A 25620-nucleotide genomic window follows, 5' to 3' on the forward strand; every position below is an offset into this window, starting at 1 on the left:
CTAGGAACGCCGGCGGCCGCGGACGATCCCGGTGGGTACCCGGTTCGGGGTATAGCCAGCACCACCCTGCGGCATGCTGGGGCACATGCGCAGACGGCTCGAACTGACGTGGCTCGCGGTCCGCCACCTCGCGCCGGGCACCGCTACCGGCTTCGTGTCGCTCATGCTGCTGCCGATCGCCGCGATGGCCACCGCGGTGGCGCTGGTCACCCCACGGCACGGCCTACCTGGCGCCTACCAGCTGCGCGGCCTGGCCGACCGGGAACGCCGCCGGCTCGACGCGCCGGTCCCGGCCACCGCCGAGCCGGTGCTGCCCGACCCGGTCGTGCGCCGCGATCTCGCGTGGTACGCCTGGCAGGCGGTGGCCAGCACCCTCACGGGCATCCTGGCCATCAGCCTGCCGCTGGCCGCGATCGGCGCGCTGCTCGTGCCGGCGTACTGGTGGCTGCTGCCGGCCGACGACCCGGTCGCCTCGCCGTATCCGGTCACCTCGTGGGCCATCGCGGCCACCATGCCGCTGATGGCGCTGGCCTACCTGGCGCTGGCGATGCTCGTGCTGCCGCCAGCGGCCCGCTGGCACGCCACGACCGCGCGCACCCTGCTGGCCGTGCCGGCCAACGTCCAGCTGACACAACGGGTCGCCGAGCTGACCGCCAGCCGGGCCGCCGCGCTGGAGGCACACGGCGCCGAGCTGCGCCGCATCGAACGCGACCTGCACGACGGCACGCAGAACAAGCTGGTGGCCGTGGCCATGCACCTCGGCATCGTCGAGCGCGCGCTGCGCCGCGACCCGGCCGACGCGCTGCCGCTGGTGCTGCGCGCGCAGGACGCGGCCACCGACGCGCTGTCAGGCCTGCGGGACGTGGTGCGCTCCATCTATCCGCCGGTGCTGGCCGAACGCGGCCTGGACGGGGCGATCAACGGGCTGATCGCCCGCTGCCCGGTCACCTGCGCGCTCACCACGATCGGCCCGCTGCGGGCGCCGGCGGCGGTGGAGTCGGCGGCCTACTTCGTGGTGGCCGAGGCGTTGACCAACATCGCCAAACACAGTGGCGCCACCCGCGCGTCGGTGACCCTGACCAGGGAGCGGAACCTGACGATCGAGATCACCGACGACGGGCACGGCGGGGCGGACGAGACCCTCGGCACCGGGCTGGCCGGCATCCGCCGCCGGGTGGCCGCGTTCGACGGGCGGACCGAGGTGTCCAGCCCGGTCGGTGGCCCTACGCTGCTGCGGGTGGAGCTGCCATGCGGGTCGTGATCGCCGAGGACGACGCGCTGCTGCGGGAGGGCCTGGTGCTGCTGTTGCGCAGCGAGGGGGTCGAGGTCCTCGCCGCGGTCGACAACGCCGACGCGCTGTTGGCCGCGCTGGCGCGGGAGCGGCCCGACGCCGCCGTGCTGGACGTGCGCCTGCCGCCGACGTTCACCGACGAGGGCCTGCGGGCCGCGGTCGAGGCCCGGCGCCGACTGCCCGGCCTGCCGATCCTGGTGCTGTCGGCCTATGTCGAGGACAGCTACGCCGGTGACCTGCTGGCCGGTGGCGCCGAGGGCATCGGCTACCTGCTCAAGGAGCGGGTCGGCAAGGTGGCGACGTTCCTGGACGCGCTGCACCGGGTGGTCGGCGGCGGCACCGTGCTCGACCCGGAGGTGGTCTCCCAGCTGATGGTCCGCCGCCGCGCGGACGACCCGATGCGCGCGCTCACGCCACGCGAGCGCGAGGTGCTCGGCCTGATGGCCGAGGGGCACGCCAACCCCGCCATCGCCGAGCTGCTGGTGGTCACCGAAACCGCGGTGAGCAAGCACATCCGCAACATCTTCGCCAAGCTGGGCCTACCCCCCGGCGACTCGGGACACCGCCGAGTCCTCGCCGTACTCACCTACCTCCAGGAGCGCCCATGACTGCGAAGGCACCTCAGCCAAGCGCGCCTCAGGGGAACGTGACGCAACCTGGCCACCGGCACGTGCCCAAATCGAACTTTCCGTTCCCCGGCGCAACCAACACAACTAATTCCGGGGAGGCGGACCAGCCATGACCCGCCCGCCTGACTGGTCCGGTGTCGACGGCACCTACTGGGCCGACCACGACGAGCGCTACGACACCGTGCTCGCCCCGCTGACCCGGCACCTGCTGGCGGCGGCGGACATCCAGCCGACGGACCGGATCCTGGACGTCGGCTGTGGGTGCGGCAACACCACCCGGCAGGCCGGGCGGGCGGCCCCGCGCGGCGGCGTCCTCGGCGTCGACCTTTCCCCGCCCATGCTCGCCAAGGCCCGCCAACGCACCGAGGAAGCCGGCGTGCCCAACGTCAGCTACCAGCTGGCCAACGCCCAGACCCACGAGTTCGACCCCGTCGACGTGGTGATCAGCCAACTGGGCGTGATGTTCTTCGACGACCCGGTGGCGGCCTTCACCAACCTGCGCCGCACCGGCGGCCGGCTGGTCTTCGTCTGCTGGCAGGCCCTGGAGCTCAACGAGAACCGCGTGCTGAAAGCCGCCGCCATGAGCCCGCACGTCGACGTCCCGACCCTGTCCCCGGGAACCGGTGCGGCCTCCCTGGCCGACCCCGCCAGGATCGACAAGATCCTCACCGCCGCCGGCTACACCGACATCACCGTCACCAGCCTCAACGAACCCCTGCTGATCGGCCGCACGGTAGCGGAGGCCCTGGACATGGAACTGAGCCAACCCACCACGGCCGAGGCCCTCGCCAACGCCGGCCCCACCGCCACCCAACAGGCCACCGAGCACCTCCGCGCCGCCTACACCGCCCGCGCCACCCCCACCGGCGTCCACCTCAACTCCGCCACCTGGCTGACCACGGCCACCGCCACCTGAGCCCACCCACCCGCGAGTCCAACGCTCCCGACACGCGAGCCTGCCCACTACGTGGTGACCGACTCCAGGTCGCGCGCCAACCGCGGCACACAGTGCCGGCCCACCCCGTCGAATCCACCACTCCCGCCCACTACGTGGTAACCGACTCCAGGTCGCGGGCGAGCCGGGGCAACACAGTGCCGGCCCACCCCGTCGACATGTTTCCGGTAGGCCGAGGCGTGTCGCGGGTCGTCCAGGTCGAAACCCCTGTGCTCCAGGAAAAGCCGGGTCCCGGTGCCCTCCGCCACCACCCGCCAGGTCAACGTCCACCCCATCGTGTCCTCGGCGAACGTGTAGCTCAGCCGCTCCCCCGGCGCCACCTCCGTCACCGTGCACGGCACCTCACCCCACCCCGGCATCGCCAACGTGAACCGGTGGCCGACGACCGGCGCGATGTCACCCGCGGCCCACCAGCGCGCCAGCCGGTCGGGCTCGGTCAGCGACCGCCACACCACCGCCAGCGGCTTGGCCAGGAACTGGTCGACCATGATGGTCCTGCTCACTCGGACTCCTCTTCCAGAACCTCGGACAGTGTGCGCAACCGGTCACGCCAGTAGCGCTCGAACGGATGAAGCCAGTCACTGACAGCGACGAGCGGTTCAGCGGTCAGGTGATAGTGCCGCTCCCGCCCCCGAACCTCCTCGCGCACCAGCTCGGCCTGCCGCAGGACCCGCAGATGCTCGGACACAGCCGGTCTGCTCAGCGCAAACCGGTCCGCGAGCGCACCGGCGGTCATCGACCCGGCACACAGCAGCTCCAGCAGCCGCCGCCGGACCGGGTTGGCCATGGCGGTGAACAGCAGATCGTCAGGCATGACTCAACGTTATGTCGGAGATCTCCGACATGTCAAGGATCTCCGACATGTTGGCTTGGGGAACCCTACGATGGGGTATTCCGTTGACCGAGCGAGAGAGAAAGGACGGGCCCATGCCTAGCTTCAAGAAGCTGACCGCCCTGGCCGGCACCGCCGCGGCCGCCCGCAGTTACCTCCGCAAGAACCCGGACAAGGTCAACAAGATGGCCACCAGGGCCGGCGCGTTCGTGGACAAGCGCACCAAGGGCAAGTACCACCACCAGATCGACAACGCCCTGCTCAAGGTGCGCAACGCCACCAGGCCGCGCTAGCCGTCACGGGGTGACGGTCACCCGCATGTCGATGTCCGCCGCCGGTTCCAGGATCGAGTACTCGGTGACCACCGCACGATAGAGGCGCAACCGCGCGTTCCCGGAGATTCGCTCCGGCCCCCAGGTCGCGCGACCCCGGCGCACCGAGACCCTGGAGAAGACCTCGATCCCCGTCGGCGACTCGGCGGCGGTCGCCGACATGTACACCGCCTCGGCATCGCGCGGCTCCACCGTCGGGTCGTACACCACCATCGCGATCTCCCGGCGGGCCGCGATGTTGCGGGAATGCCGCGCTTCCGGCGCGGAGACCCAGTAGAACTCCCGATAGTTTTCCTGCGCGAACCACACCGGCGACACCCACGGCACGCCCGCCGCGTCCGCGGTCGCCAGTACGACGAAGGTGTTGCCGTCGAGAATCCGCCGGACGATCTCGTCTCTTCGCATGCCGGGAATCCTATGGACCACCCCTGGTCCTTTTCTGGTGCCGCAACAGTTCGACGCTGAACCCCGACGCCGAACCCCACTGCCCACAGTGGATTCACTGTTCCACTACGGTGATCGTCTCCTCCTGGCGACGACACTGGCCCCTCCTGGACCGCGAAACCAGCCGCGCGCAAGCCCCCGTCCACCTGTTGGGACGAGGAAGAACGCGCGCGACCATGCTGTTTTCGCGCGTTGGCGGTCCCAAGCGGGATCCCTGTCGTCCAAGGAGCCGGAATGTCCACATCGGAGTCCACAACGGAGTCCCCACGATCACGGCGCACCACGTTCTTCGGCCTCGCGGTGCTCGCCGGGCTGGTGCTCGGCGCGCTGCTCGGCTTCGTCGCGAAGCAGGCCGAGGTGTCGTGGTTGGCCACCACGCTGGGCCGCATCGGCGAGATCTTCGTCAGCCTGGTTCAGTTCACCGTCATCCCGCTGGTGTTCACCGCGATCGTCGTCGGCATCACCAGCCTGCGCCACCTCGGCGGGCCGAAGGTCGCGGCCAGGCTCGGCGGCCGGACCCTGCTGTGGTTCGCCGTCACGTCGCTGATCGCGGTCGTCATCGGCATCGTGATCGGCGCGGTCGGCAACCTGGGCACCGGCGTGACGGTCACCCCGTCCGAGGACGCCGTGGCCAACATCGCCGAGCGCACCCAGGGCGACTGGTGGTCGTTCATCCAGAGCATCGTGCCGACCAACGTGTTCAGCGCGTTCGCCGAGGGCGAGATCCTCCAGGTGGTGTTCCTCGCGCTGCTCGTCGGCGCCGCCGCGTACGCGCTCGGCGGCCGGGCGGAGACCTTCGTCAGTTTCAACCGCGCCGCGTTCGGCATCATCCAGAAGGTGCTCGGCTGGATCATCTGGCTGGCCCCGCTCGGTGTGCTCGGCCTGCTCGGCAACGCGTTCGCCAGCTACGGCAACGAGTTCTTCGCCCCGCTGATCTCGCTCATCGTCGCGGTGTACGTCGGCTGCGCGCTCGTGCTGTTCGTGGTCTACCCGATCCTGCTGCGCACGGTCGGCAAGGTCAGCCCGGTGACGTTCTTCCGCAAGTCGTGGACCGCACTGCAGTTCGCGTTCGTCTCGCAGTCCTCCGGCGCGACGCTGCCGCTGTCCCAACAGGCCGCAGTGAGCCTCGGCGTGCCGCGCGGCTACGCGAGCTTCGCCGTGCCGCTGGGCACGACGACCAAAATGGACGGTTGCGCCGCGGTGTTCCCGGCCATAACGGCGATCTTCATCGCCAACATGTTCAACATCGCACTCGGGTTCGGTGACTACCTGCTGATCGCGCTGGTCGCGGTGTTCGGCTCGCTCGCGACCGCCGGCACCACCGGCTGGTTCACCATGCTCACGCTGACCCTGGCGGCGGTGAACCTGCCGGCCGAGGTGATCGCCACCGGCGTGGCGATCGTGTTCGCCATCAACCCGATCCTCGACATGATGCGCACCGCGACCAACGTCGCCGGCCAGATCGCGGTGCCGGTGCTGGTCGCCCGCTCCACCGGCATCCTCGACGAGGACGCGCTGCACGCGCCGGTCGGCTCCCCGGTGCCCGACGACCTCGCGCGCGGCGACGATCGCGACGACGAGCAGACCACTGTGGCGGGTAAGGAGCACACGCCCGTCGCCTGAGTCGCATGATCCGTTGACCGGCTGGGTACCCGTTGGCGCGACATCATCCGCGGAAAGGACGGACGATATGCCCCAGGCATGGAACGACAAGCGGGAACGCCAGTACGAGCACGTCAAGGACAGCGCCCGCGACCGTGGTGCGGGTACCAAGCGGGCAAAGGAGATCGCCGCGCGCACGGTGAACAAGAACCGCGCCCAGTCCGGCGAGTCCCGCACGGCGAGCCGGACGTCAGTGCGGGACGTCTCGCCGCAGCATCGTGGCGGCAAGCGTTCGGGGAACCGGCAGGGGCCGGGCGGGCCGACCAGGGACCAGCTGTACAACGAGGCCAGGAAGAAGGACATCCGTGGCCGTTCGAAGATGACCAAGAAACAGCTGGCGAAGGCCCTCGGCCGGTGACCCGCCCGGCCTGACCGACGAACCGAACCTGACGCGCCTCAGGTGAGGTTGGACTCAGCCTCGCTCGAGAACAGCGAAGTTCAGCTGCCCGTCGACTGAACCCGACACACCTCGGCTCAGCCTCGCTCGAGAACGGCGAAGTTCAGCTGCCCGTCGGCGTCGGGTTGCACGTCGAGCACCTTGTCCGACAGGAAGTCGGCCGCCTGCTCCTCGAGGAACACGTTCGCCCCGGCCTCCGCGGTGACCACCTGGTCCCCGGCGGTCGGGGCGGGCGCCACACTGAGGGCGAGCGCGGCCGACGAGTCGGTCTCGGTGCGCATGGAGAACCGCACCCCACCCTGCTCGCGCACGCCACTCTGTTCGGCCAGCGCCGTGATCGCCTCGGCTGCCGCTTCCGTCACCGCCAACATATTGGGCTCCTTCCTTCGACGGCGTTGCCCGTCCCACCGTAGGCGGGTCCGTCCGGCGGCGCCGATCCTGGCCGACTAACGTGGGTCGCGGAAACGGCGAATTCGCCGGTCACAGGCAGGTTTTCGGACAGCGGATTGTGGGTAGAAGAACGCCATGAGCGTAGGAAGCGGGGCCGGCCGGTCGGATGAGATCGAGTTGCGGATTGGAGCCGAGCTCACGAACCTGCCGATCATCCGGTCCCTGGCCGCGAGCATCGCCATGCGCGCCGACTACGACCTGGACTCGATAGCCGACCTCAAGCTCGCGGTGGACGAGGCCTGCTCCACGCTCATCACCAGGGCCGCCGTGGACGCGACGTTGCAGTGTGGGTTCACTGTCTCCAAGGATGAGATCCGTTTCCAGGTGACGATCAGCTCGGCCAGCGACCAGGTCCCCAGCAGCGACTCGTTCGGCTGGCGGGTGCTCACCACGCTCACCGACCAGGCGCGCAGTTGGGTGGAGCACAACGGGCAGGGCGGTGGGCGGCCCGAACACCTGGTCCACATCGAGCTGGCCAAACGTCGGGCGGAAGGTCGGGCGTGACCGGCACGCAGAGTTCCGAGCGCGGCAACGACACCGGCTACGAGCACCTCACCCCGCTGTTCACCGAGATGGCGAAGCTGGACCAGGGTGATCCTCGGCGCGGGCAGTTGCGCAACGAGCTGGTGACCGGGCATCTGCCGCTGGCCGAGCACATCGCGGCGCGGTTCAGCAACCGCGGGGTGCCTCGGGAGGACCTCGTCCAGGTGGCGACGCTGGGGTTGATCAACGCGGTCGACCGGTTCCAGCCGGAGCGGGGCACGGACTTCCTGTCCTTCGCGGTGCCGACCGTGATGGGTGAGGTGCGCCGGCATTTCCGGGACGCCAGCTGGTCGATGCACGTGCCGAGGCGGCTCAAGGAGCTGAACCTGGCGATCAACGCGGCCAGCGCCGAGCTGTCCCAACGGCTAGGCCGGGCGCCGACGCCGTCGGAGCTGGCCAAGCACCTGTCGCTGAGCCAGGAGCAGGTGTACGAGGGGCTGGAGGCGGGCAACGCCTACCACTCCATGTCGCTGGACGAGGCGCTGTCGCCGAACGCGGACTCCGACTCGCTCGGGGAGACGTTGGGCGAGCACGACTCCGCGCTGACCGGTGTCGAGGACTACGAGTCGTTGCGGCCGTTGATCGAGCGGTTGCCGGAGCGGGAGCGGCAGATCCTGACGCTGCGGTTCTTCCGGCACATGACGCAGACCCAGATCGCCGAGCGGATCGGGATCTCGCAGATGCACGTGTCGCGGCTGCTGGCCCGCACGCTGGAGAACCTGCGGCAGGGCCTGCTGACCGACGACCAAGAGTAGGTCCGGGAGCAGGTCCCGGCGTTCCTGAGAGCCTGTCGGTGCCCGCCGGTAACGTGGTGACCGGGGGCCGGAGGCCACCCACCCCCGGCCAACGCCGGCGCGAACGGCAGCTGAGCCCTCGGTGCAGCCGGCTGCTGCCACCCAGGCCGCCTCCGGCCGGACCGACAATGACGCGGTCGGCCGCAAGTCGTGACTGGCGGAGCCGCGCGGCGGAGACCCACGCCTTCGAGAAGAACCGGCCCGTCAGCCGGCGCCAGACGGTCGGTGCGGACCACCCGCACCGACCCGCCTGGCCGCTCAGCCCGACTCGCTGTCAGCGCCTGGTCGACGTCCTGGTCCGGCGCCGCGCGGCTCGCCCGGCGTCGGTCCGCGCCTTCGCCGCGCGCGCCGCCGCGGCCCGCGCGTTCGTCACCGCGTCCGCCTCCCGGTCCTCCTTCTCCGCGAGGTTCGTCCGCAGCGCCGACAACAGGTCCGACGCGCGCTCCTCCTGCTTGGCCGCCGTCGGCCGGACCAGCTCGTCGCCCTCGATCTTGGCCAGCACCAGCTCGGCCAGGGCCTCGCGGTATCGATCGGTGTACCTCGCGGGGCTGAACTGCTCACTCAGCGCGTCGATCAGCGCCACCGCCTCGGCCAGCTCGTCGTCGGCGAGCTGGATGTCCTGGTGCAGGAACGGGAACTCCGGCGCGCGGATCTCGTCCGGCCAGAGCATCGTCTCCAGCACGATCACCTGGTCGCGGATCCGCAACACCCCCAACGACTCCCGCTGACGCAGCGCGACCTTCACGATCGCCACCCGGCCGGACTGCTGCAGCGCCTCGGAGAACAGCACGTACGGCTTGGTCCCCACCGACTCCGGCTCGAGGTGGTAGCTGCGGGCGAAGTAGATCGGGTCGATCTCGCTCAGCGGCGCGAACGCCTGCACCTCGATCGACTTCGACGTGGACAGCGGTAACCGCGCGAGGTCGTCGTCGGTGAGCACTACGGTCTCGCCGCCGGGCAGCACGTAGCCCCGCGCCACCTCGGCGCCCTCCACCACCTCCCCGTCGACCTCGCAGATCTTGCGGTGCCGGATGCGGCCGCCGTCGCTGGCGTGCACCTGGTGCAGACCCGTCGTCTGCTCCTCCGTCGCGCCGTAGGCGCGTACCGGGATGCTCGCCGCGCCGATCATGATCGTGCCGTTCCAGACGCTACGCATGGGTTCCTCCCGTTGGCGACCTACCCATTTTATCGCATAGATGCCCAGGTAGAAGGCGCAAACGGGTGATTTATTCGAACAGTTGTGCACTCTCCGCGAGAGCCTCGGCGGCATGGCCGGCCGCACTCGACGCGGCCTGCAGGACATCGGCCAACGGGCCGGTCTGGTAGTCGGCCAACCGGGACAGCGTGGCCGCGATGTGCCGCTGTCCGGAAACCAGCTGGGCGAGCACCTGAGCGAGGTCGTCCGGCGGCATGGCGGCGGCCAGCTCGGCGGCGCACGACTCCAGATGGGAGGTCAACACCGACGCCGGGAGGATCACCGCCACGGCAGGCATGCTGCCACCGGGACAGGCGCCGGACCCGGCCGACACACCGCCCCGCGCGGGAAAAAAAACCGGTCAACAGAACGCCGGTCGCCCTGTCAGGATCACCATCCATGGACGCCTTCCTGGAGACCGAACGCCTGCTGCTGCGCCGGTTCACCGAGGCCGACGCCGAGCTCATCGTCGAGCTCGACAGCGACCCGGAGGTGATGCGCTACCTCACCGGCGGCGTGCCAACCCCACGCGAGCGGGTGGTGGCCACGGTGCTGCCGACCATGATCGAGGACTACACGCGCACCCCTGGGCTCGGCGCGTTCGCGGCGTTCACCAGGTCCGCCGAGTTCTCCGCCGAATTCATCGGGTGGTTCATGCTCGTGCGCGACGACAACCACCCGCCGGACGAGGCCGAGATCGGCTACCGGCTCCGGCGGGCGGCCTGGGGCAACGGCTATGCCACCGAGGGCGGCGCGGCGCTGCTGCGCTACGGCTTCGAGGTCGCCGGCCTGCGGCGGATCTTCGCCGACACGATGGCGGTGAACACCCGCTCCCGCCGGGTCATGGACAAGCTCGGCCTGCGCTACGAGAGCACCTACTTCGCGCCGTACGCGCCGATCCCCGGCTCCGAGCACGGCGAGGTCGTGTACGGGCTCGACCGCGCCGCGTGGGCCGACACCGCAAGCCAACGCAAGAACTTGCACGGGTTGTCGTAGAGTTGCGGTCATGGCGCAACGACGGCTGTCCGAAGTGGCCCAGAAGGTGGGTGTCAGCGAGGCGACGGTGAGCCGGGTGCTCAACGGCAAGCCCGGCGTGTCCGAGGCGACCCGCCAGGCCGTGCTCACCGCGCTGGACGTGCTCGGCTACGAGCGGCCGACCCAGCTGCGCGGCGAGCGCGCCCGGCTGGTCGGCCTGGTGCTGCCCGAGCTGCAGAACCCGATCTTCCCCGCGCTGGCCGACGTCGTCGGCAGCGCGCTGGCCCAGCAGGGGTTCACGCCGGTGCTGTGCACGTGCACCGGCGGGGTGTCCGAACCGGACTATGTCGAGCTGTTGCTCGCCCAGCAGGTGTCCGGGGTGGTCTTCGCCGGCGGCAGCCACGCCGAGGCGGACGCCTCCCACGAGCACCACTACCAGCTCGCCCGCCGCAAGCTGCCGGTCGTGCTGGTCAACGCGTCGATCGAGCTCGACTACCCGGTGGTGTCCTGCGATGACGCGGTGGCCATCGAGCAGGCGTTCGGGCACCTGGTCGCGCTCGGGCACGAGCGGATCGGGTTGGTGCTCGGCCCTCGTGACCATCTTCCGTCGCAGCGCAAACTGGTCGCGTTCAAGCAGTGCGTCGAGCGGGCCGGGCTGTCGATCGACGAGCGCGCCGTCGGGCACACGATGTTCTCCGTGGAGGGTGGCCAGGCGGTCGGCACCCGGCTAGTGCAGACCGGCATCACCGGGCTCATCTGCGCGAGCGACCCGCTGGCGCTTGGCGTGATCCGGGCGGTGCGCCGGCTCGGGCTCAACACCCCCGACGACGTCTCGGTCATCGGCTACGACGACTCCGCGTTCATGACCTGCACCGATCCGCCGCTGACCACGGTGCGCCAGCCCATCGAGGCCATGGGCCGGGCGGCGGTCGACCTGCTGGTGAACCAGATCGCGGGCATCGAGGTGTCCATGGAGGAGCTGCTGTTCGAGCCGGAGCTGGTGGTCCGCGCGTCCGCGGCGCCGGCGAGGGCCCGTCGCCCCAGCATGGCCTGACGCAAGCGCCCCAAAGCCCCGGCTCGTCGAGCCGGGGCTTTGTCATGTCCGGAGCGGGGCGACCGGAGTCGGGTTTTTTCGTTGTTGTTGTCAGAGTCTTGCGGGTTTGTGTGATGGGGATCTATGGTGTGGCTCACAGATTTTCGTCCGGTCCCCCACCAGCAAGGTTGTCCAGACAATGAGCACAGCTACTCAGCGCAGAGCACTGGCCATGGTGCTGGCGGCGGGTCTCGCCCTGACGGCCACCGCCTGCGGCAGCGGCGAGGACGACGGCGGCGCGTCCGCCGACGGCCAGGTCACCATCACGGTCAACGGCCAGCCGGCCAAGACCCAACCCTTCGAACGGAAGGTCTTCGACGAGGACGTCGCCGCGTTCGAGGAGGCCCACCCCGACATCGACATCGAGCCCCGCGAGGGCTTCATGGACCCGAAGACGTTCGCCGCCAAGCTGGCCGGCGGCCAGCTCGAGGACGTGTTCTACGTCTACCTCACCGACCCGGCCAACCTCATCGCCCGCCGCCAGGCCGCCGACATCAGCGACTACGTCAAGGATGTCCCGCACTACGAGGAGATCCAGCCGGAGCTGCGCGAGATCTTCACCGACGACGGCAGGATCTACGGCCTGCCGACGGCGAACTACTCGATGGGCCTGCTGTACAACAGGGAGCTCTTCACCAGGGCCGGCCTCGACCCGGACTCCCCACCGTCCACATGGGACGAGGTGCGGGCGGCGGCGCGGAAGATCACCGCGCTCGGCGGCAACGCCCAGGGCCTGGCCGAGCTGTCGCGCAACAACCAGGGCGGCTGGCACTTCACCACCTGGATGTACTCGGTCGGCGGGCAGATCGCCAAGCAGGACGGCGACACGTGGGTCGCGGACTTCAACAACGACAAGGGCCGTGAGGTCGCCGAGACGCTGCACGCCATGCGCTGGCAGGACAACACGCTCGGCGAGAAGCAGCTGCTGCAGTTCGAGGACGCGCAGCGGATGTTCGGCGCGGGCAACCTCGGCATGTTCGTCGGCGCACCGGACAACATCCCGCCGCTGGTCAACCAGTTCAAGGGCGACTACGCCAACATCGGCCTCGGGCCGCTGCCCGGCGGGCAGGGCACGCTGATCGGCGGCGAGGGCTACATGCTCAACCCCAAGGCGACGCCGGAGAAGATCCGCGCCGGGCTGACCTGGTTGCAGTGGAAGTACCTCAACCCGGACCGCATGGAGCAGACGCTCAAGAGCTACGCCGAGCAGGACCAGCCGGTCGGCCTGCCGACCGGCCCGCCAAGCGCGGCCGCCGACGTGTGGACCGGTGAGCTCCAGGACCAGCAGAAGGCGCTGCGGGAGAAGTACGCGACCGTGCCGGTGGAGAACTACCAGGCCTTCATCGACGGTCTGACCGAGCTGAAGAAGAACATCGAGCCGCCCAACGCCCAGCAGGTCTACGCCGCGCTGGACAACGTGATGCAGGGCGTGCTGACCGACCGCGACGCCGACATCGACACGCTGTTGGCCGACGCGGAGGACAAGGTCAACCAGGCGCTCGCGCAGGTTCGCTGAGCCGATCCGGCCGGGGCGGGCCACCCCCGTCCCGGCCGGATCCCCCACCCCGGAGTGCTCGATGTCCACCACCATGCTCGCGCCAGCCAGTCAGAGCCCCCCACGCCAGCCGCCGGCCGCGGCCACCGGCCGGCTCCGCCGCAAGGTTCTCGACAACCTCACCGCGTACGGGTTCCTCTGCGCGGCGCTCGTGGTGTTCGCGCTGTTCTCCTGGTACCCGATCGTGCGCGGGGTGCTGCTGAGCTTCCAGCAGGTCAACTTCATCACCGACCCGGTCTGGGTCGGCTGGCAGAACTTCGAGACCCTCTTCGCCGACCCGCTGTTCCTGGTCGCCTGGCGCAACACGCTGCTGTTCACCGGGCTGGCGCTGGTCATCGGGTTCGCGATGCCGTTCGCGGTGGCCGTGGTGCTCAACGAGCTGCGGCACGCCAAGCCGTTCTTCCGGGTGGTGGTCTACCTCCCGGTCATGCTGCCGCCGGTGGTCGTCGCGATCCTCTGGAAGTGGTTCTACGACCCGGGTCCCGGCCTGTTCAACAGCGGGCTGCGGCTGTTCGGGCTGCCGGAACTGTCCTGGCTGGACAGTACGGACACCTCGATGCTGTCACTGGTCATCGTGGCCACCTGGGCGTCGATGGGCTCGGCCACGCTGATCTACCTCGCCGCGCTGGCGACCATCCCCGGGGAGCTGTACGAGGCGGCCGAGCTGGACGGGGCGAACGTGTGGCAACGGCTGCGGCACGTGACGATCCCGCAGACCCGGTTCGTGCTGCTCATCATGATGCTGATGCAGATCGTGGCCACCATGCAGGTGTTCACCGAGCCCTACATCATGACCGGCGGCGGGCCGGAGGACTCCACGGTCACCGTGCTCCTGCTGCTGTACCGCTACGCGTTCGTCTACAACGACTTCGGCACGGCGAGCGCGATGAGCCTGCTGCTGTTCGTGGTCCTCGGCGCGTTCTCCGCGCTGTACCTGCGGCTCACCAGGACCAGGAGCTGACATGACAGTCCACAAGGAACGTCCGACGAGGACACTGCTGTCGCCGTGGACCTTCGACCGGCCGGCCGGCCGGATCGGCTACTGGCTGGTGTTCGCGCTGGTGTTCGTGCTGTTCACCGCCGCGTTCGTCACCCCGCTGCTGTGGATGCTGCTTGGCGCGATGAAGTCCGCGCCGGAGCTGGCCAAGATGCCGCCGACCGTGCTGCCCGACCAGGTCCACCTCGGCACCTACCGCGAGGCCTGGGACTTCATGGAGCTGGCCGGGTACTTCCGCAACACGGTGGTCATCGCCGCCGGTGCCTGGCTGATCCAGCTCGCGGTGTGCGTGCCGGCGGCCTACGCGCTGTCCAGGCTCCGCCCGGTGCTCGGCAAGTGGGTGCTGGCGCTGATGCTGGCCACGCTGATGCTGCCGGCCTCCGCGCTGCTGGTGCCGACCTACCTGACGATCACCGACGTGCCGGTGCTCGACGTCAACCTGATCAACTCGCCGGCCGCGATCTGGCTGCCGGCGGCGGCGAACGCGTTCAACATCTACCTGTTGAAGCGGTTCTTCGACCAGATTCCCAGCGAACTGCTCGACGCCGCGCGGATCGACGGCGCCGGGAACATCACCACGATGGTGCGGATCGTGCTGCCGCTGTCCCGGCCGATCCTCGCGGTGGTCTCGATCTTCGCGATCGTGGCGGCGTGGAAGGACTTCATCTGGCCGCTCCTGGTGCTACAGGACCCCGGCATCCAGACCCTGAGCGTGGCGCTGGAGCGCTTCGAGGAGGACACCCCGATCAACCTGATGCTCGCCGGCCTGGTGCTGGCCAGTATCCCGATGGTCGCGGCGTTCCTGATCTTCCAGCGGCAGATCCTTGCCGGTCTCACAGCAGGCAGCTTCCGGTGACGGAGCGACCGAACAACAAGGGGTGATTTCGTGGCACAGTCGGATTGGTGGCGCGGCGCGGCGATCTACCAGGTCTACGTCCGCAGCTTCGCCGACGGCGATGGCGACGGCACCGGCGACCTGGCCGGCGTCCGCACGAAACTGCCGTACCTGGCGGAACTGGGCATCGACGCGATCTGGTTCAACCCCTGGTATCCGTCCCCCATGGACGATGGCGGCTACGACGTGGCCGACTACCGCGACATCGAGCCGGCGTTCGGCACGCTCGCCGAGGCGGAGAAGCTCATCGAGGAGGCGCACAACCTCGGCCTGAAGATCATCATCGACATCGTGCCGAACCACTGCTCCGACGTGCACCCGTGGTTCGCCGCCGCACTCGCCGCCGGCCCGGGATCGGTTGAGCGGCAAAGGTTCTGGTTCCGTGCTGGCCGGGGCGAGCACGGCGAGCTGCCGCCGAACAACTGGGGGTCCCGCTTCGGCGGCCCGGCCTGGACGCGGGTCACCGAGCCGGACGGCACGCCGGGCGAGTGGTTCCTGCACCTGTACTCCTCGCGCCAGCCCGACCTGAACTGGACCAACCCCGAGGTCACCGAGGAGTTCGACGACATCACGCGGTTCTGGTTCAACCGCGGCGTCGACGGCTTCCGCATCGACGTGGCCGACGGCCTGGTCAAGGCGGACGGCCTGCCCGACGTGACCGACGACCAGGGCCAGCTGCCGTACTCCGATCTGGACGGGGTGCACGAGATCTACCGTCGCTGGCGGCGGATCGCCGACGGCTACCCGGACAAGCGGGTGTTCGTCGGCGAGATGTGGCTGCCCGACCCGGTGCGCTTCGCCATGTACCTGCGCCCCGACGAGCTGCACTCGGCGTTCAACTTCGACTTCCTGTCCTGCCCGTGGGACGCCGAGCGGCTGCGCGCGGTGATCACCGCGACGACCGCGGCACACGCCCCGGTGAACGCGCCGACGACCTGGGTGCTGTCCAACCACGACGTCACCCGGCACGTCACCCGCTACGGCCGCGCCGACACGTCGTTCTCCTTCGCCGACCGCCAACACCGCGCGCCGACCGACCCGGTGCTCGGCACCCGGCGGGCGCGCGCGGCCGCGCTGCTCACCATGGCCCTGCCCGGCGCGGTCTACGTGTACCAGGGCGAGGAGCTCGGGCTGTCCGAAGTGGAGGATCTGCCGGACGAGGTACGCCAGGACCCGGTCTTCGCCCGCACCGCGGGCCACGACATCGGCCGCGACGGGTGCCGGGTGCCGGTGCCGTGGTCGGGTGCGCGGCCGCCGTACGGCTTCAGCGGCAACGGCGCGGCGCCGTGGCTGCCGCAGCCGGCGGACTGGGCGGCGTTCACCGTGCAGCACCAGACCGACGACCCCGACTCGATGCTGGAGCTGTACCGGCGGGCGCTGCGGTTGCGCGGCGAGCATCCCGCGCTCGGGGACGGCGCGATGAGTTGGCTCACCGGGCTGCCGGACGGGGTGCTCGGCTTCGACCGGGGACAGGGGTTCGCCTGTGTGGTGAACCTGTCGCCGGCGCCGGTCGCGCTGCCGGCGCACGAGGAGGTGCTGCTGTCCAGCCAACCCCTTGACGGCACGCACCTGCCCCCGGACACGACTGTCTGGCTGAGCGCGCGTCATTGACGCAACCAGTCGATTGCCATAGTGTGGCAACCAGTCAGTTGCCACACTATGGAGGTTGGTCATGGCGTTTCCCGATCGCATCGAACGCACCGTGGAGCTCGCGCACCCGCCGGGCAGGGTGTGGTCCGCGCTGACCACCGCCGAGGGCCTTGGCACCTGGTTCGGCACCGAGGCCACCATCGACCTGCGGCCCGGCGGCGCGGCACGCGTGATCTGGCCCGACGGGTCCCAGAACCTTCGGGTGGAGCGGGTGGAGGAGCCGACGGTGTTCGGCTTCACCTGGCAGATCTACGGGCTGTCCGACGACGACCCGCGCCGCACCTATGTCGAGTTCACCCTGGCGCCCTTCGGTGCCGGCACCCGGCTGACCGTGGTCGAGACCGGTTTCGCCCAACTGCCGGACGACGAGTTCCACCAGGCGTTCGACGGCAACGTCAAGGGCTGGGCGCAGGAACTGGGCGAGCTGGTCGACTACCTTGATGCCGCCTGACCTCGAGACGACCGCGGAACAGGTCGCGGAACAGGTCTTCGTCGCGCTGGCCGATCCGACCCGCCGGGCCGTGCTCGCCGCGCTGGCCGCCGGGGGTCCGGCGACGGTCACCGAACTGGCCGACCGGCTGCCGATCACCCGCCAGGCGATCGCCAAACATCTGGCACTGCTGGCCGACGCCGGCCTGGTGACGGCCGAACCCGGGGAGCGGCGCCGGGTGCGCTACCGGCTGCGCTCCGCCCCGATGCGGGTCGCACAACAGTTCCTGGCCGCGCTGGCGCGCGACTGGGACGGCCAGCTCGACGCGTTGGCCGCCCATCTAGACCGCTGAGTCCACCCACCGACACCTGGAGGCGATCCATGAAGGACAACGCGGCAACACCGGCGGTGGTCGACCGGACCACCTGGCAGACCGAACTGGACGCGCTGCGCGTGCGGGAGAAGGCGCACACCCGTGCGGGCGACGCCATCGCGGCCGCGCGGCGGCGCCTGCCGATGACCGAGGTCGACGGCACCGTCACGCTGACCGGGGCGAACGGACCGGTGACGCTGCTCGACGTGTTCGACGGCCGGCGACAGCTCATCGCCTACTACCACATGTGGCACACCGGCCAGCCCGCCGCCGACCAGTGCGAGGGCTGCACGTTCTTCAACGGGCAGGTCCGGGAACTGTCCTATCTACACTCCCGCGACGTCACCTACGCGACGTTGTGCCAGGGCCCCTACGACGAGAGCGCCCGCTACCGGGACTTCATGGGCTGGGACGTCCCGTGGTACTCCGCGCGGGACTCCCTGGACGCGCTGCTGGGTGTCCCGCAACGGTCGATGTCACCGCTCGTGTGCTACCTGCGCGACGGCGACCGGGTGTTCGAGACCTACTGGACCACCGGTCGCGGCCTGGAGCCGATGTCGCCCGCCTCCGGCCTGGTGGACCTGACCCGGTACGGCCGGCAGGAGACCTGGGAGGACTCGCCCGCCGGCTGGCCCCGGCAATGGCACGCCGACGGCAACCAGTGGCGCACCGACGGCCGCCCGACCAGCCAACGGTCCCGGCTCGACGCCGGACGCCCCGACGACCTCAGCTGAGCGGAAGACCAGGACGACCCGTCCACAGTGGTCATCACCTGGCGTGCTGGCGGTCGGTCGAGCACACTCGCCACCGTCGTTCGGTTGGTCTCGGAGGTGTAGTGGTGGAGCTGAGTGTGGTCGCGGCCGCGCGGGAGGACGGGCGGCCGGTCGAGGAGGCCGTGCGGTCGGCGGTGCTCGCGGATCGGTTGGGATATCGGGAGGTCTGGCTCGGTGAGGGGCCGACCTGGGACTCGTTCGTCCTCGCCACCGCCGTCGGGCTCGCCACCGAGCGGATCGGGCTCACCGCCGGGCCGGTGCCGGTCTCCGTGCGCGATCCGGCGACCATCGTGCGTGGCGCGGCCGGGGCCGAGGCGGTCACCGGCCGGCCGGTCGGCGTCGCGCTCGGCACGTCCAGTGTCCGGGTGGTCGAGGGGGTGCACGGGCGGCCGAGGGCCACCCCCGTCCGCGACCTGCTTTCGGCGGCCATGGCGTTCGCCGCCCACCGGCGCGGCGAGTGGTTCGGCGCCACCGACGACCACGGCTTCGCCGCCAGGATGCCGCCGGCCACCGGTCGGCTGACGGTCGCGGCCTTCGGTCCCAAGGCGATCGACATCGCCGCCAGGTACGCCGATCGCATGCTGCTCGACCTCGTCACGGTCGACCAGGTGCGTGAGCTGCGCGCCACGCTCGACCTGGCGGCTCGCCGGCATGACCGTCCCGCGCCGACACTCGCCGCCTGGCTGCCGGCCGCGGTCGACCCGGACGCGGCCGCCGACGCCCAGCTTCGGCGCGCGATCGTCGGCTACTTTCCCGTGCGCGGCTACCGCGAGGTGTTCCTCCGCGCCGGGTTCGGTGCCGCGATCGGGCTCGCCGAGAGCGGTGCCGAGCCGGCCGACGTGCTCGCCGCCCTGCCGGCCGACGCCGCGCGCACCGTCGGCCTGGTCGGCGACGTCGACGCCATCCGCGCACGGATGGCCGACTACGCCGCCGCCGGCCTGGACGAGATCGCGCTCCTCCCCGCCACCGCCGGCGACCCGGCCGGCGAACGCACCCTCACCGCGCTGGCGCAGTGAAGGAGCCCTTCACTGCGGTCAGTGCAGCGAAGGAGCCCTTCACTGCGGTCAGTGCAGCGAAGGGACCCTTCACTGCGGTCAGTGCAGCGAAGGGACCCTTCACTGCGGTCAGTGCAGCGAAGGAGCCCTTCGCTGCGGTCAGTGCAGTCACAGGCCCAGCTGCCAGCGGATGCTGCGGCGGCTGTTCTCGGGGTACTGGATCAGGGAGCGGCCGGCTGACTCCGGGGAGTCCGGCAGCGGTCCGTGCACGTGCGGCAGCCGCTCCACCGGCGTCCTGGCCAGCACCACGTGGAGGAACCCGATCGTGCGGGTCACGATCTGGTCGACGAACACCCCGGGATCGGCGTAGTGCCCGCCGTCGTGCACCTGGTGCACGCCCCACGCCTCGGCGCTGCCGAAGTAGGTGAACAACGCGGCCACCTCGGTCGCGCTCGACGCCGGCAGGGTGAACAGGATGCCTGGCCGCTCCCCGGGATCCGCGCCGAGCAGACCGTCCAGTTCGGACGCGTGGATGGAGTCCCGCAGCGCGGCCAGACCGCGCACCAGCGCGCAGCCAGGACTGCGCTCAGCGGCCAGCACCGCCAGGTTCTTGTCCTTCTCCCGCACCTTCTTCACCCAGTCCGGCCGCTGCCAGCCCGCCTGGGACAGCTGGCGCTCCCCCAGGTCCAGCACCAGATGCGCCACCCGCGCGGCCACCTCGACCGCGGAGGTCAGCAACAGCAACACGTCGTCGAGCGCGGAGAGCACCGCCGCCCTGGTGTCACCGGTCTTCGCCCGGTTGATCACCTGGTGCAGCTGGTCGCGCGCCTCGAGTGCCCTGGCGACCCGCTGGACCAGCGCCCCGGCCAGCTCACCGAACCTGGCGTCGCCGGAGGCCGCGGTCTGCTGGCGGCAGGCCGCCGACCACCGCCACACCGCGGGCATCAACTCCATCGCGCCGACCGCGAAGTACCCGCCCCTTGGCATCGGGTAGTGCGCCTCGCGGTCACGGATCGCCGCGTACACCCCCTGCGAGCGCAGGTACAGCCCGACGACCGCGAGTGCCTCCATGACCGGCAACACCTTCGTCCGCGACGAGCGCCCGCGTGCAAGGTACAGGTACGGCCGGTCGGTCACGAAGATGTCGGCGTCCATGCCGAGCGCCACCTGCAGGGCGAGCGCGTCGGCCGCCCGCTTGGCCGCGGCGATCGGCGGCGCCAGGTCCTGATAGGCCACCGCCTCCTCCCCCGCCCCCCGGCGGCGGTCGAGGTAGGCGGCCGCCCGGACCGGCCTTCGGTTGGCACAGAACACGATCCCGCGACTGTCCGGCCGCCGGCCGTCCGGCGGATCGACGGTCACCCACCCCTCGTAGGCGCGACCGCCGTCGGTCAGCTCGTAGCACTTCGTGCCCGGCGGCGGGCCGTTGTCCGCGTAGCGGAAGGACGTCACGTACTCGTGCGTGAGCAACCCGGTGAGCACCTCCTCCGGGGACAGCGCCGCCGACTCCCGTGGTACCTGGTGGAGTTCGCCGTCGATCATCACCCGCAGTCTGCGCAGCGGCGCCCTCGGCGCGAACGGCGACTCATCGGTGTTGTGCGGGTCAGGATCCTGCGGCCACTCGATGTGTGCGCTGAGCATGCCGTGGTGCTGCCCGAGTCGTGGGATCAACTGTGCGCTCGCTTCATCCCAAGGTGCTGCCCGAACCAGAGATCGAACATGCTACTGGAGCACACAAAACAGGGGTGGCCCGCACACCAGGCCACCCCTGTCGATCGGGTCAGGGGCTAGAAGCCCGCGGTGATTCGGGTGAACTCCCAGTCCGGCTGGTCGATCCCGCTGCAGGTGGAGGTCACGCCGCCGCCGGGGCAGCCGCGGTCCCGGTTCACCGCCCAGAACGCCAACCGGCCGAGACCGTTGCCCGACGCCCACTCGGTGATCTGGCGCCAGGTGTCCACCGAGGTCAGCTCCTGCTGGTCGGACAGTCCGTTCATGCCGGAGATGCCCATGTGTCCGTATGCCTGCGCATCGGTCCACCCGAAGGTCGACTTGAGCTTGTCCCGCAGGCCGTCCGCGGCGCGCGTGGTGTCCCCGAGGATGTCCGAGCTGCCGAAGTCGAACGGCATGATGGTGAACACGTCGATGTTCGCGCCCAGCGCGGACGCCTGGTCGATCAGCCGGTTGCCGTAGAAGTTCGGGCCGCTGGTCGTGGTGCCGAAGGTGACGATGGTCTGGATGCCGGGGTTGTTCTCCTTGACGATCTTCAGCGCGTTCAGGATCCGGTCCTGGACGGCCTCGTTCTCGAACTCGTCGGTGTTCTCGATGTCGATGTCGATCGCGCTGAGGTCATAGGCGTCGATGACCTCCTGGTAGGCGCCGGCGAGCGACGCGGCGTCCGGACAGTTCGGCCCGAGCTTGTTGCCGCTCCAGCCGCCGAAGGAGGGCACGATGTCGCCGCCGGCCGCCCGGATCTCGGCGATCCGCTGCTCGTCGACGCCGCCGAGCAGCGGCCGCGAGGAGTCCCAGGCGGGACTGCAGCCGCCGCCGGAGAGCACGAAGGCCATCGTGAACGACCGGATCCCGGTGGCACTCATGACCTCCGCCGGCGCGGGCGGATCGCCCCAGCCGAGGAAGAGGTAGGGCGCGGCGGGCGAGACGGCGACCGGTGCCGGTGCCGCCGTCGCGCCGCCCCCTGGCGTCATCATGGCCGCCACGGCGGCGGCCGCCAACAAGGCGAGTGACTTGCGCATGTACGTACTCCCAACGTCGACAGTGCGTGGGCCCCGACCTACGCCACGTGCGAGTGTGGTCTAGACCACACGGCCGGTCAAGGTCTGGACCACTACTCCCGACTTTCGTTGGGTGCCGTCCGCTCAGTCGGCCGCCGGGGTCAACTCGGGGAGGGGCTCGAACTCCTTGATCTCGTCGATGGAAACCGGGCCCATGGCGGCGTTCGCCTCACGCTCGACCATGATCTCGACCAGCACCGGCAGCGAGGCGGCCGCCGACTCGGCCGACGCCCAGGCCAGCGCGTCGCGGATCTCGCCGGGGTGCTCGACCCGGCGCGCCGGACAGCCGAAGGCCGCCATCAGCGCGACATGGTCGATACCGCCCTCGCCGTAGTGCAGGTCGACGGCGAAGTTCATCTCGTAGGGCAGCTCCGCCTGCCGGATCAGCCCGAGATACTCGTTGTTCACCATGACGATCACGAACGGGATCCGGTACTGGGCGGCGACCGCGATCTCCTCCATCAGGAACTGGAACGAGTAGTCCCCCGCCACCGCGACCACCTGCCGCTCGGGGAAGGCGCACTTGACGCCCATCGCCGCCGGGATCTCCCAGCCGAGCGGCCCCGCCTGCCCGCAGACCAGGTACCTGCGCGGCAGGAAGGTGTGCTGGAACTGGCCGGACCAGATCTGGTAGAGCCCGATCGCGGTGACGAACGTGGTGTCCTGCCCGAAGAACTCGTTGAGCTCCCGGTACACCCTCGGCGGCTTGATCGGCACGTCGTCGAAGTCGTCCCGGCGCCCCAACGACGTCCGCAGCGAGGCCACCCGCGCCGGCCACGCCGGCGGACGCGGCGGCGCCGACAGCGACCTGGCGCACGCGCCCAACGCGGCCAGGGTCGGCCGCGCGTGCCCGACCACCCCGAGATCGGGCTCGAACACCTTGCCCAGCTGGGTCGGCTCGATGTCCACATGGATGAAACGCCGGCCCTTGGTGTACACGGACAGGTCGCCGGTGTGCCGGTCGCCGAACCGCGCGCCGACCGCCAACACCAGGTCGCTCTCCAGGAAAGCCTGGTTGCCCCAACGGGTCTGGGTCTGCAACCCGGCCATGCCGGCGAACAGCTCGTGGTCCTCCGGGAACGCGCCCTTGCCCATCAACGTGACCTGCACGGGGATGTTCAGCGTCGTGGCCAGCTCCAGCAGCTCGGCCGTCGCCTCGGCGATGATCACGCCGCCACCGGCCAGGATCAGCGGCCGGTCGGCCGACAGCAACATGTCCACCGCCGCACGCACCCTGGCGGTCGACGGCTCGGGCACCGCCACCGGCAGCGGCTCGTCGATCGCCGGGTCGTAGTTGCACATCCCGCGCTGCACGTCCAGCGGCAGGTCGATCAGCACCGGCCCCGGCCGGCCGGAGCGGGCGATCCGGAACGCCTCGCGGAACACCCACGGCGCCTGGCCCGGTTCCTTGAGCTGGACCGCCCACTTGGTGACCGGCTTGGCGATCTCGACGATGTCGACCGCCTGGAACGCCTCCTGGTGCAGCTTGGCCTTGGGCGCCTGGCCGGTGATGCACACCATCGGGATGGAGTCGGCCAGCGCGGTGTACAGGCCGGTGATCATGTTGGTGCCGGCAGGGCCGGAGGTGCCGATGCACACCCCGACCTTGCCGGTGGCTCGGGACCAGCCGTCCGCGGCGTGCGTGCCGCCTTCCTCGTGCCGCACGGTGAGGTGCCTGATACCCGAGGTCCGCAACGCCGCGTACAGCGGCAGGATCGCCGCGCCCGGGATGCCGAACACCGTGTCCACGCCCTCGGACTCCATCACCGCGACCGCGGCCTCCATGCACGGAATGCTCTTCACGCCTCAGTCCCCTTTGCCGGAAAGGTTCTCCGCGACCATGAGCAGAGCGGAGTGGTCGAGTTGGCCAAGTCCCCGCGCCCGCGCGGACGCGATCAGCTGCGCGACGAGTGCGCCGACCGGCAGGGCCACCTCGGCCTCCCGCGCGGCATCGAGCACGATGCCCATGTCCTTGTGGTGCAGGTCGATCCGGAAGCCGGGGGCGAACCGCCTGGCCACCATGGACTCCCGCTTGAGCTCCAGGATCCGGCTGCCGGCCAGCCCGCCGGCGAGCACGTCCAGCCCGACCGCGGCGTCCAGTCCAGACGACTCCAGCAGCACGATCGCCTCGGCCACCAACGCGTAGGTGCCGCCGACCACCAACTGGTTGGCCGCCTTCACCGTCTGCCCGGCGCCGTGCGGTCCGACGTGGACGATCGTCCCGCCGAGCGGGGCGAACACCGGTGCCGCGGCGTCGAAGTCCTCCTTGTCGCCACCGACCATGATGGACAGCACGCCGTCGATGGCGCCCTGTTCCCCGCCGGAGACCGGGGCGTCGAGCGCCCGCACGCCCTTCTCCCTGGCCCGTTCCGCGATCCGGCGCGCGGTCTGCGGCCGGATCGAGGACATGTCGAGGTAGCGCAGCCCCGGCCTGGCCGAGTCGAGCACGCCGCCCTCGCCGAGGGTGACCGCCTCGACCTGCGGATGGTTGGGCAGCATGGTGATCACCACATCGGCGTCCTCGGTCGCCTGCGTGATGCCGGTGGCCACCGTGCCGCCCTCGGCGGCCAGCCGCTCCCTGGACGCGGCCACCACGTCGTAGCCGATGACGTCAAAACCAGCACGCAGCAGGTTCGACGCCATCGGGCCGCCCATGATGCCGAGCCCGATGAACCCGACGGTCGTCATGCCCGTTCCTCCAACCAGGTGAAGCTGTCCGCGCTCGGCCCGACGGGCCGGTACTCCAGGCCGACATACCCGTCGTACGGGCTGGCGGCCAGTAGGCCGAACACCTCGGCCCAGTCGATCTCCCCGGTGCCGGGTTGGCCGCGGCCGGGAGAGTCGGCGATCTGCACGTGCCCGAACCGGCCGGCGTTACCGGTGATCAGCGCCGCCGGGTCCTCGCCCATCCGGTGCAGGTGGTAGAGGTCGGCGAGAAACGCCGTGCCGGGTACCTGGTCGACCACCTCGAGCGCGGCTTTCGAGGTGGTGAGCGGGTAGCGGGGGTTCTCGTGAGCGTTGATCGCCTCGATCACCACCGTCGCGCCGATCTGGCTGGCCGCAGTCACCGCCAGGGCCAGGTTCACGAGCGCGAGTTCGTGATCGGTGTCCTCGGATGTGTTGCCGTACAGGGCGTTGAGCACGGTGCAGCCCATGCGCCCGGCGAAGCCGACGGCCACGTCGATGTTGTCGCGGAACCGTTCGCTGGTGGATCGCGCCGACAGCAGGCCACGGTCGCCGGCCGCCATGTCGCCGGCGTCGAAGTTGAGCCCGACCAGGCGGACCCCGGCGTCGTCGATGGCGCGGGCCAGCGCGTCCAGCTCGGCGTCGGCCGGTTCCGGGCCGGGGAAGGGCCACCACAGCTCGACCGCGTCGAACCCACACGCCGCGGCCGCCGCCGGCCGCTCCAGCAGGGGCAGTTCGGTGAACAGGATGGACAGGTTGACGTCGAAACGCAGGTCTTTCGGGGTCACAGTGGACACTCCAAACAGGACTTCAGGCGACTGGCTGGACCAGGCTGGCGCGGGCGAGTTCTGCGGTTTCCGACGGGGTCTTGCCGACCCTGACCCCCGCC

General features: G+C 70.3%; 29 protein-coding genes. 18 read left to right on the forward strand and 11 right to left on the reverse strand.

Features of this window, described 5'->3' with window-relative positions:
• Positions 1 to 85: 85 nt before the first annotated feature.
• The 3 genes from ACYVIP_RS30620 (at position 86) to ACYVIP_RS30630 (ending at position 2836) form a co-directional block, all read left to right on the forward strand.
• The gene (locus ACYVIP_RS30620; RefSeq protein ID WP_460402605.1) at positions 86 to 1261 is read left to right on the forward strand and encodes a sensor histidine kinase; all 1176 of its coding nucleotides are present in this window, start codon (positions 86 to 88) and stop codon (positions 1259 to 1261) included.
• Positions 1249 to 1899 carry a response regulator gene (locus ACYVIP_RS30625; RefSeq protein ID WP_460402607.1) on the forward strand — a complete coding sequence of 217 codons (651 nt, stop codon included), beginning with the start codon at positions 1249 to 1251 and terminating at the stop codon, positions 1897 to 1899. Before ACYVIP_RS30620 ends, ACYVIP_RS30625 begins: the two co-directional genes overlap by 13 nt.
• A gap of 130 nt (positions 1900 to 2029) precedes the next feature.
• The gene (locus ACYVIP_RS30630) at positions 2030 to 2836 is read left to right on the forward strand and encodes a class I SAM-dependent methyltransferase (RefSeq protein ID WP_460402609.1); all 807 of its coding nucleotides are present in this window, start codon (positions 2030 to 2032) and stop codon (positions 2834 to 2836) included.
• Positions 2837 to 2883: 47 nt separating this feature from the next.
• Here ACYVIP_RS30630 and ACYVIP_RS30635 read toward each other — a convergent pair whose 3' ends face one another.
• On the reverse strand, positions 2884 to 3378 hold the full coding sequence (locus ACYVIP_RS30635; RefSeq protein WP_460402611.1) for an SRPBCC family protein: 495 nt from the start codon (positions 3376 to 3378) through the stop codon (positions 2884 to 2886).
• Positions 3375 to 3689, reverse strand: coding sequence for a metalloregulator ArsR/SmtB family transcription factor (locus ACYVIP_RS30640; RefSeq protein ID WP_460402613.1), 315 nt, complete (start codon positions 3687 to 3689; stop codon positions 3375 to 3377). The genes ACYVIP_RS30635 and ACYVIP_RS30640 overlap by 4 nt, the downstream gene beginning before the upstream one ends.
• Before the next feature lie 113 nt (positions 3690 to 3802).
• On the opposite strand from ACYVIP_RS30640, the gene ACYVIP_RS30645 reads away from it, so the two are divergent.
• Positions 3803 to 4000, forward strand: coding sequence for an antitoxin (locus ACYVIP_RS30645; RefSeq protein WP_460402615.1), 198 nt, complete (start codon positions 3803 to 3805; stop codon positions 3998 to 4000).
• A 3-nt stretch (positions 4001 to 4003) separates the two neighbouring features.
• On the opposite strand, the gene ACYVIP_RS30650 is transcribed toward ACYVIP_RS30645, so the two are convergent.
• Positions 4004 to 4444: a pyridoxamine 5'-phosphate oxidase family protein gene (locus ACYVIP_RS30650; RefSeq protein WP_460402617.1), complete on the reverse strand. Its 441-nt coding sequence runs from the start codon at positions 4442 to 4444 to the stop codon at positions 4004 to 4006.
• A 273-nt stretch (positions 4445 to 4717) separates the two neighbouring features.
• On the opposite strand from ACYVIP_RS30650, the gene ACYVIP_RS30655 reads away from it, so the two are divergent.
• Together ACYVIP_RS30655 and ACYVIP_RS30660 are read left to right on the forward strand one after the other, a co-directional pair.
• Positions 4718 to 6106, forward strand: coding sequence for a dicarboxylate/amino acid:cation symporter (locus ACYVIP_RS30655; protein WP_460402619.1), 1389 nt, complete (start codon positions 4718 to 4720; stop codon positions 6104 to 6106).
• A gap of 67 nt (positions 6107 to 6173) precedes the next feature.
• Positions 6174 to 6503, forward strand: a complete 330-nt coding sequence (locus ACYVIP_RS30660) for a plasmid stabilization protein (protein WP_460402621.1) — start codon at positions 6174 to 6176, stop codon at positions 6501 to 6503.
• A 116-nt stretch (positions 6504 to 6619) separates the two neighbouring features.
• On the opposite strand, the gene ACYVIP_RS30665 is transcribed toward ACYVIP_RS30660, so the two are convergent.
• Positions 6620 to 6913, reverse strand: coding sequence for an iron-sulfur cluster biosynthesis protein (locus tag ACYVIP_RS30665; protein WP_460402623.1), 294 nt, complete (start codon positions 6911 to 6913; stop codon positions 6620 to 6622).
• Between the two features lie 154 nt (positions 6914 to 7067).
• On the opposite strand from ACYVIP_RS30665, the gene ACYVIP_RS30670 reads away from it, so the two are divergent.
• Complete coding sequence (locus ACYVIP_RS30670; protein WP_460402625.1) at positions 7068 to 7496, forward strand: ATP-binding protein; 429 nt, start codon at positions 7068 to 7070, stop codon at positions 7494 to 7496.
• Entirely contained in the window at positions 7493 to 8290 is a 798-nt protein-coding gene (locus tag ACYVIP_RS30675) for a SigB/SigF/SigG family RNA polymerase sigma factor (protein WP_460402627.1), read from the forward strand. Before ACYVIP_RS30670 ends, ACYVIP_RS30675 begins: the two co-directional genes overlap by 4 nt.
• Positions 8291 to 8603: 313 nt before the next feature.
• Here the strand turns inward: ACYVIP_RS30675 and ku are convergent, their stop codons facing one another.
• Together ku and ACYVIP_RS30685 are read right to left on the reverse strand one after the other, a co-directional pair.
• On the reverse strand, positions 8604 to 9485 hold the full coding sequence (gene ku, locus ACYVIP_RS30680) for a non-homologous end joining protein Ku (RefSeq protein WP_460402629.1): 882 nt from the start codon (positions 9483 to 9485) through the stop codon (positions 8604 to 8606).
• Between the two features lie 70 nt (positions 9486 to 9555).
• Entirely contained in the window at positions 9556 to 9813 is a 258-nt protein-coding gene (locus tag ACYVIP_RS30685) for a hypothetical protein (protein WP_460402631.1), read from the reverse strand.
• A gap of 110 nt (positions 9814 to 9923) precedes the next feature.
• Here ACYVIP_RS30685 and ACYVIP_RS30690 point away from each other — a divergent pair, with 110 nt between their 5' ends.
• The 10 genes from ACYVIP_RS30690 to ACYVIP_RS30735 all read left to right on the forward strand — a co-directional run bounded on the left by ACYVIP_RS30690 (position 9924) and on the right by ACYVIP_RS30735 (position 19281).
• Complete coding sequence (locus ACYVIP_RS30690) at positions 9924 to 10520, forward strand: GNAT family N-acetyltransferase (protein WP_460402633.1); 597 nt, start codon at positions 9924 to 9926, stop codon at positions 10518 to 10520.
• Positions 10521 to 10530: 10 nt separating this feature from the next.
• Positions 10531 to 11553, forward strand: coding sequence for a LacI family DNA-binding transcriptional regulator (locus tag ACYVIP_RS30695; RefSeq protein ID WP_460402635.1), 1023 nt, complete (start codon positions 10531 to 10533; stop codon positions 11551 to 11553).
• Positions 11554 to 11731: 178 nt separating this feature from the next.
• Positions 11732 to 13108, forward strand: a complete 1377-nt coding sequence (locus ACYVIP_RS30700) for an ABC transporter substrate-binding protein (protein ID WP_460402637.1) — start codon at positions 11732 to 11734, stop codon at positions 13106 to 13108.
• Positions 13109 to 13181: 73 nt separating this feature from the next.
• On the forward strand, positions 13182 to 14108 hold the full coding sequence (locus ACYVIP_RS30705; RefSeq protein WP_460402659.1) for a carbohydrate ABC transporter permease: 927 nt from the start codon (positions 13182 to 13184) through the stop codon (positions 14106 to 14108).
• 1 nt (position 14109) lies between these two features.
• Positions 14110 to 15000 (forward strand): carbohydrate ABC transporter permease, encoded by an 891-nt coding sequence (locus ACYVIP_RS30710; protein WP_460402639.1) that lies wholly within the window; start codon positions 14110 to 14112, stop codon positions 14998 to 15000.
• Between the two features lie 30 nt (positions 15001 to 15030).
• The gene (locus ACYVIP_RS30715) at positions 15031 to 16650 is read left to right on the forward strand and encodes a glycoside hydrolase family 13 protein (RefSeq protein WP_460402641.1); all 1620 of its coding nucleotides are present in this window, start codon (positions 15031 to 15033) and stop codon (positions 16648 to 16650) included.
• A 61-nt stretch (positions 16651 to 16711) separates the two neighbouring features.
• Positions 16712 to 17140, forward strand: coding sequence for an SRPBCC domain-containing protein (locus ACYVIP_RS30720; protein WP_460402643.1), 429 nt, complete (start codon positions 16712 to 16714; stop codon positions 17138 to 17140).
• Positions 17130 to 17471, forward strand: coding sequence for a metalloregulator ArsR/SmtB family transcription factor (locus ACYVIP_RS30725; protein WP_460402645.1), 342 nt, complete (start codon positions 17130 to 17132; stop codon positions 17469 to 17471). Before ACYVIP_RS30720 ends, ACYVIP_RS30725 begins: the two co-directional genes overlap by 11 nt.
• Positions 17472 to 17500: 29 nt before the next feature.
• A complete protein-coding gene (locus ACYVIP_RS30730; protein ID WP_460402647.1) occupies positions 17501 to 18226 on the forward strand; it encodes a DUF899 family protein in 726 nt (241 codons plus the stop codon).
• Between the two features lie 104 nt (positions 18227 to 18330).
• Positions 18331 to 19281: an LLM class F420-dependent oxidoreductase gene (locus ACYVIP_RS30735; RefSeq protein WP_460402649.1), complete on the forward strand. Its 951-nt coding sequence runs from the start codon at positions 18331 to 18333 to the stop codon at positions 19279 to 19281.
• Between the two features lie 147 nt (positions 19282 to 19428).
• Here ACYVIP_RS30735 and ACYVIP_RS30740 read toward each other — a convergent pair whose 3' ends face one another.
• The 5 genes from ACYVIP_RS30740 to ACYVIP_RS30760 all read right to left on the reverse strand — a co-directional run bounded on the left by ACYVIP_RS30740 (position 19429) and on the right by ACYVIP_RS30760 (position 25519).
• Complete coding sequence (locus ACYVIP_RS30740; protein WP_460402651.1) at positions 19429 to 20928, reverse strand: hypothetical protein; 1500 nt, start codon at positions 20926 to 20928, stop codon at positions 19429 to 19431.
• A gap of 116 nt (positions 20929 to 21044) precedes the next feature.
• The gene (locus ACYVIP_RS30745) at positions 21045 to 22007 is read right to left on the reverse strand and encodes a chitinase (protein WP_460402653.1); all 963 of its coding nucleotides are present in this window, start codon (positions 22005 to 22007) and stop codon (positions 21045 to 21047) included.
• Positions 22008 to 22130: 123 nt separating this feature from the next.
• A complete protein-coding gene (gcl, locus tag ACYVIP_RS30750) occupies positions 22131 to 23831 on the reverse strand; it encodes a glyoxylate carboligase (protein WP_460402661.1) in 1701 nt (566 codons plus the stop codon).
• Positions 23832 to 23852: 21 nt separating this feature from the next.
• Positions 23853 to 24734: a 2-hydroxy-3-oxopropionate reductase gene (locus tag ACYVIP_RS30755; RefSeq protein WP_460402655.1), complete on the reverse strand. Its 882-nt coding sequence runs from the start codon at positions 24732 to 24734 to the stop codon at positions 23853 to 23855.
• Complete coding sequence (locus ACYVIP_RS30760) at positions 24731 to 25519, reverse strand: hydroxypyruvate isomerase family protein (protein ID WP_460402657.1); 789 nt, start codon at positions 25517 to 25519, stop codon at positions 24731 to 24733. Before ACYVIP_RS30760 ends, ACYVIP_RS30755 begins: the two co-directional genes overlap by 4 nt.
• Positions 25520 to 25620 lie beyond the last annotated feature (101 nt).

The sequence above is a fragment of the Actinophytocola sediminis genome (assembly GCF_054779715.1).

Coding starts and splice junctions, on each gene's coding strand:
- ACYVIP_RS30745 (WP_460402653.1), bottom strand. CDS start 22,007: ATGCGCAAGTCACTCGCCTTGTTGGCGGCCGCCGCCGTGGCGGCCATG.
- gcl (WP_460402661.1), bottom strand. CDS start 23,831: ATGGAGGCCGCGGTCGCGGTGATGGAGTCCGAGGGCGTGGACACGGTG.
- ACYVIP_RS30660 (WP_460402621.1), top strand. CDS start 6,174: ATGCCCCAGGCATGGAACGACAAGCGGGAACGCCAGTACGAGCACGTC.
- ACYVIP_RS30645 (WP_460402615.1), top strand. CDS start 3,803: ATGCCTAGCTTCAAGAAGCTGACCGCCCTGGCCGGCACCGCCGCGGCC.
- ACYVIP_RS30670 (WP_460402625.1), top strand. CDS start 7,068: ATGAGCGTAGGAAGCGGGGCCGGCCGGTCGGATGAGATCGAGTTGCGG.
- ACYVIP_RS30695 (WP_460402635.1), top strand. CDS start 10,531: ATGGCGCAACGACGGCTGTCCGAAGTGGCCCAGAAGGTGGGTGTCAGC.
- ACYVIP_RS30640 (WP_460402613.1), bottom strand. CDS start 3,689: ATGCCTGACGATCTGCTGTTCACCGCCATGGCCAACCCGGTCCGGCGG.
- ACYVIP_RS30665 (WP_460402623.1), bottom strand. CDS start 6,913: ATGTTGGCGGTGACGGAAGCGGCAGCCGAGGCGATCACGGCGCTGGCC.
- ACYVIP_RS30720 (WP_460402643.1), top strand. CDS start 16,712: ATGGCGTTTCCCGATCGCATCGAACGCACCGTGGAGCTCGCGCACCCG.
- ACYVIP_RS30620 (WP_460402605.1), top strand. CDS start 86: ATGCGCAGACGGCTCGAACTGACGTGGCTCGCGGTCCGCCACCTCGCG.
- ACYVIP_RS30725 (WP_460402645.1), top strand. CDS start 17,130: ATGCCGCCTGACCTCGAGACGACCGCGGAACAGGTCGCGGAACAGGTC.
- ACYVIP_RS30710 (WP_460402639.1), top strand. CDS start 14,110: ATGACAGTCCACAAGGAACGTCCGACGAGGACACTGCTGTCGCCGTGG.
- ACYVIP_RS30630 (WP_460402609.1), top strand. CDS start 2,030: ATGACCCGCCCGCCTGACTGGTCCGGTGTCGACGGCACCTACTGGGCC.
- ACYVIP_RS30625 (WP_460402607.1), top strand. CDS start 1,249: ATGCGGGTCGTGATCGCCGAGGACGACGCGCTGCTGCGGGAGGGCCTG.
- ACYVIP_RS30730 (WP_460402647.1), top strand. CDS start 17,501: ATGAAGGACAACGCGGCAACACCGGCGGTGGTCGACCGGACCACCTGG.
- ACYVIP_RS30705 (WP_460402659.1), top strand. CDS start 13,182: ATGCTCGCGCCAGCCAGTCAGAGCCCCCCACGCCAGCCGCCGGCCGCG.
- ACYVIP_RS30690 (WP_460402633.1), top strand. CDS start 9,924: ATGGACGCCTTCCTGGAGACCGAACGCCTGCTGCTGCGCCGGTTCACC.
- ACYVIP_RS30650 (WP_460402617.1), bottom strand. CDS start 4,444: ATGCGAAGAGACGAGATCGTCCGGCGGATTCTCGACGGCAACACCTTC.
- ACYVIP_RS30700 (WP_460402637.1), top strand. CDS start 11,732: ATGAGCACAGCTACTCAGCGCAGAGCACTGGCCATGGTGCTGGCGGCG.
- ku (WP_460402629.1), bottom strand. CDS start 9,485: ATGCGTAGCGTCTGGAACGGCACGATCATGATCGGCGCGGCGAGCATC.
- ACYVIP_RS30655 (WP_460402619.1), top strand. CDS start 4,718: ATGTCCACATCGGAGTCCACAACGGAGTCCCCACGATCACGGCGCACC.
- ACYVIP_RS30755 (WP_460402655.1), bottom strand. CDS start 24,734: ATGACGACCGTCGGGTTCATCGGGCTCGGCATCATGGGCGGCCCGATG.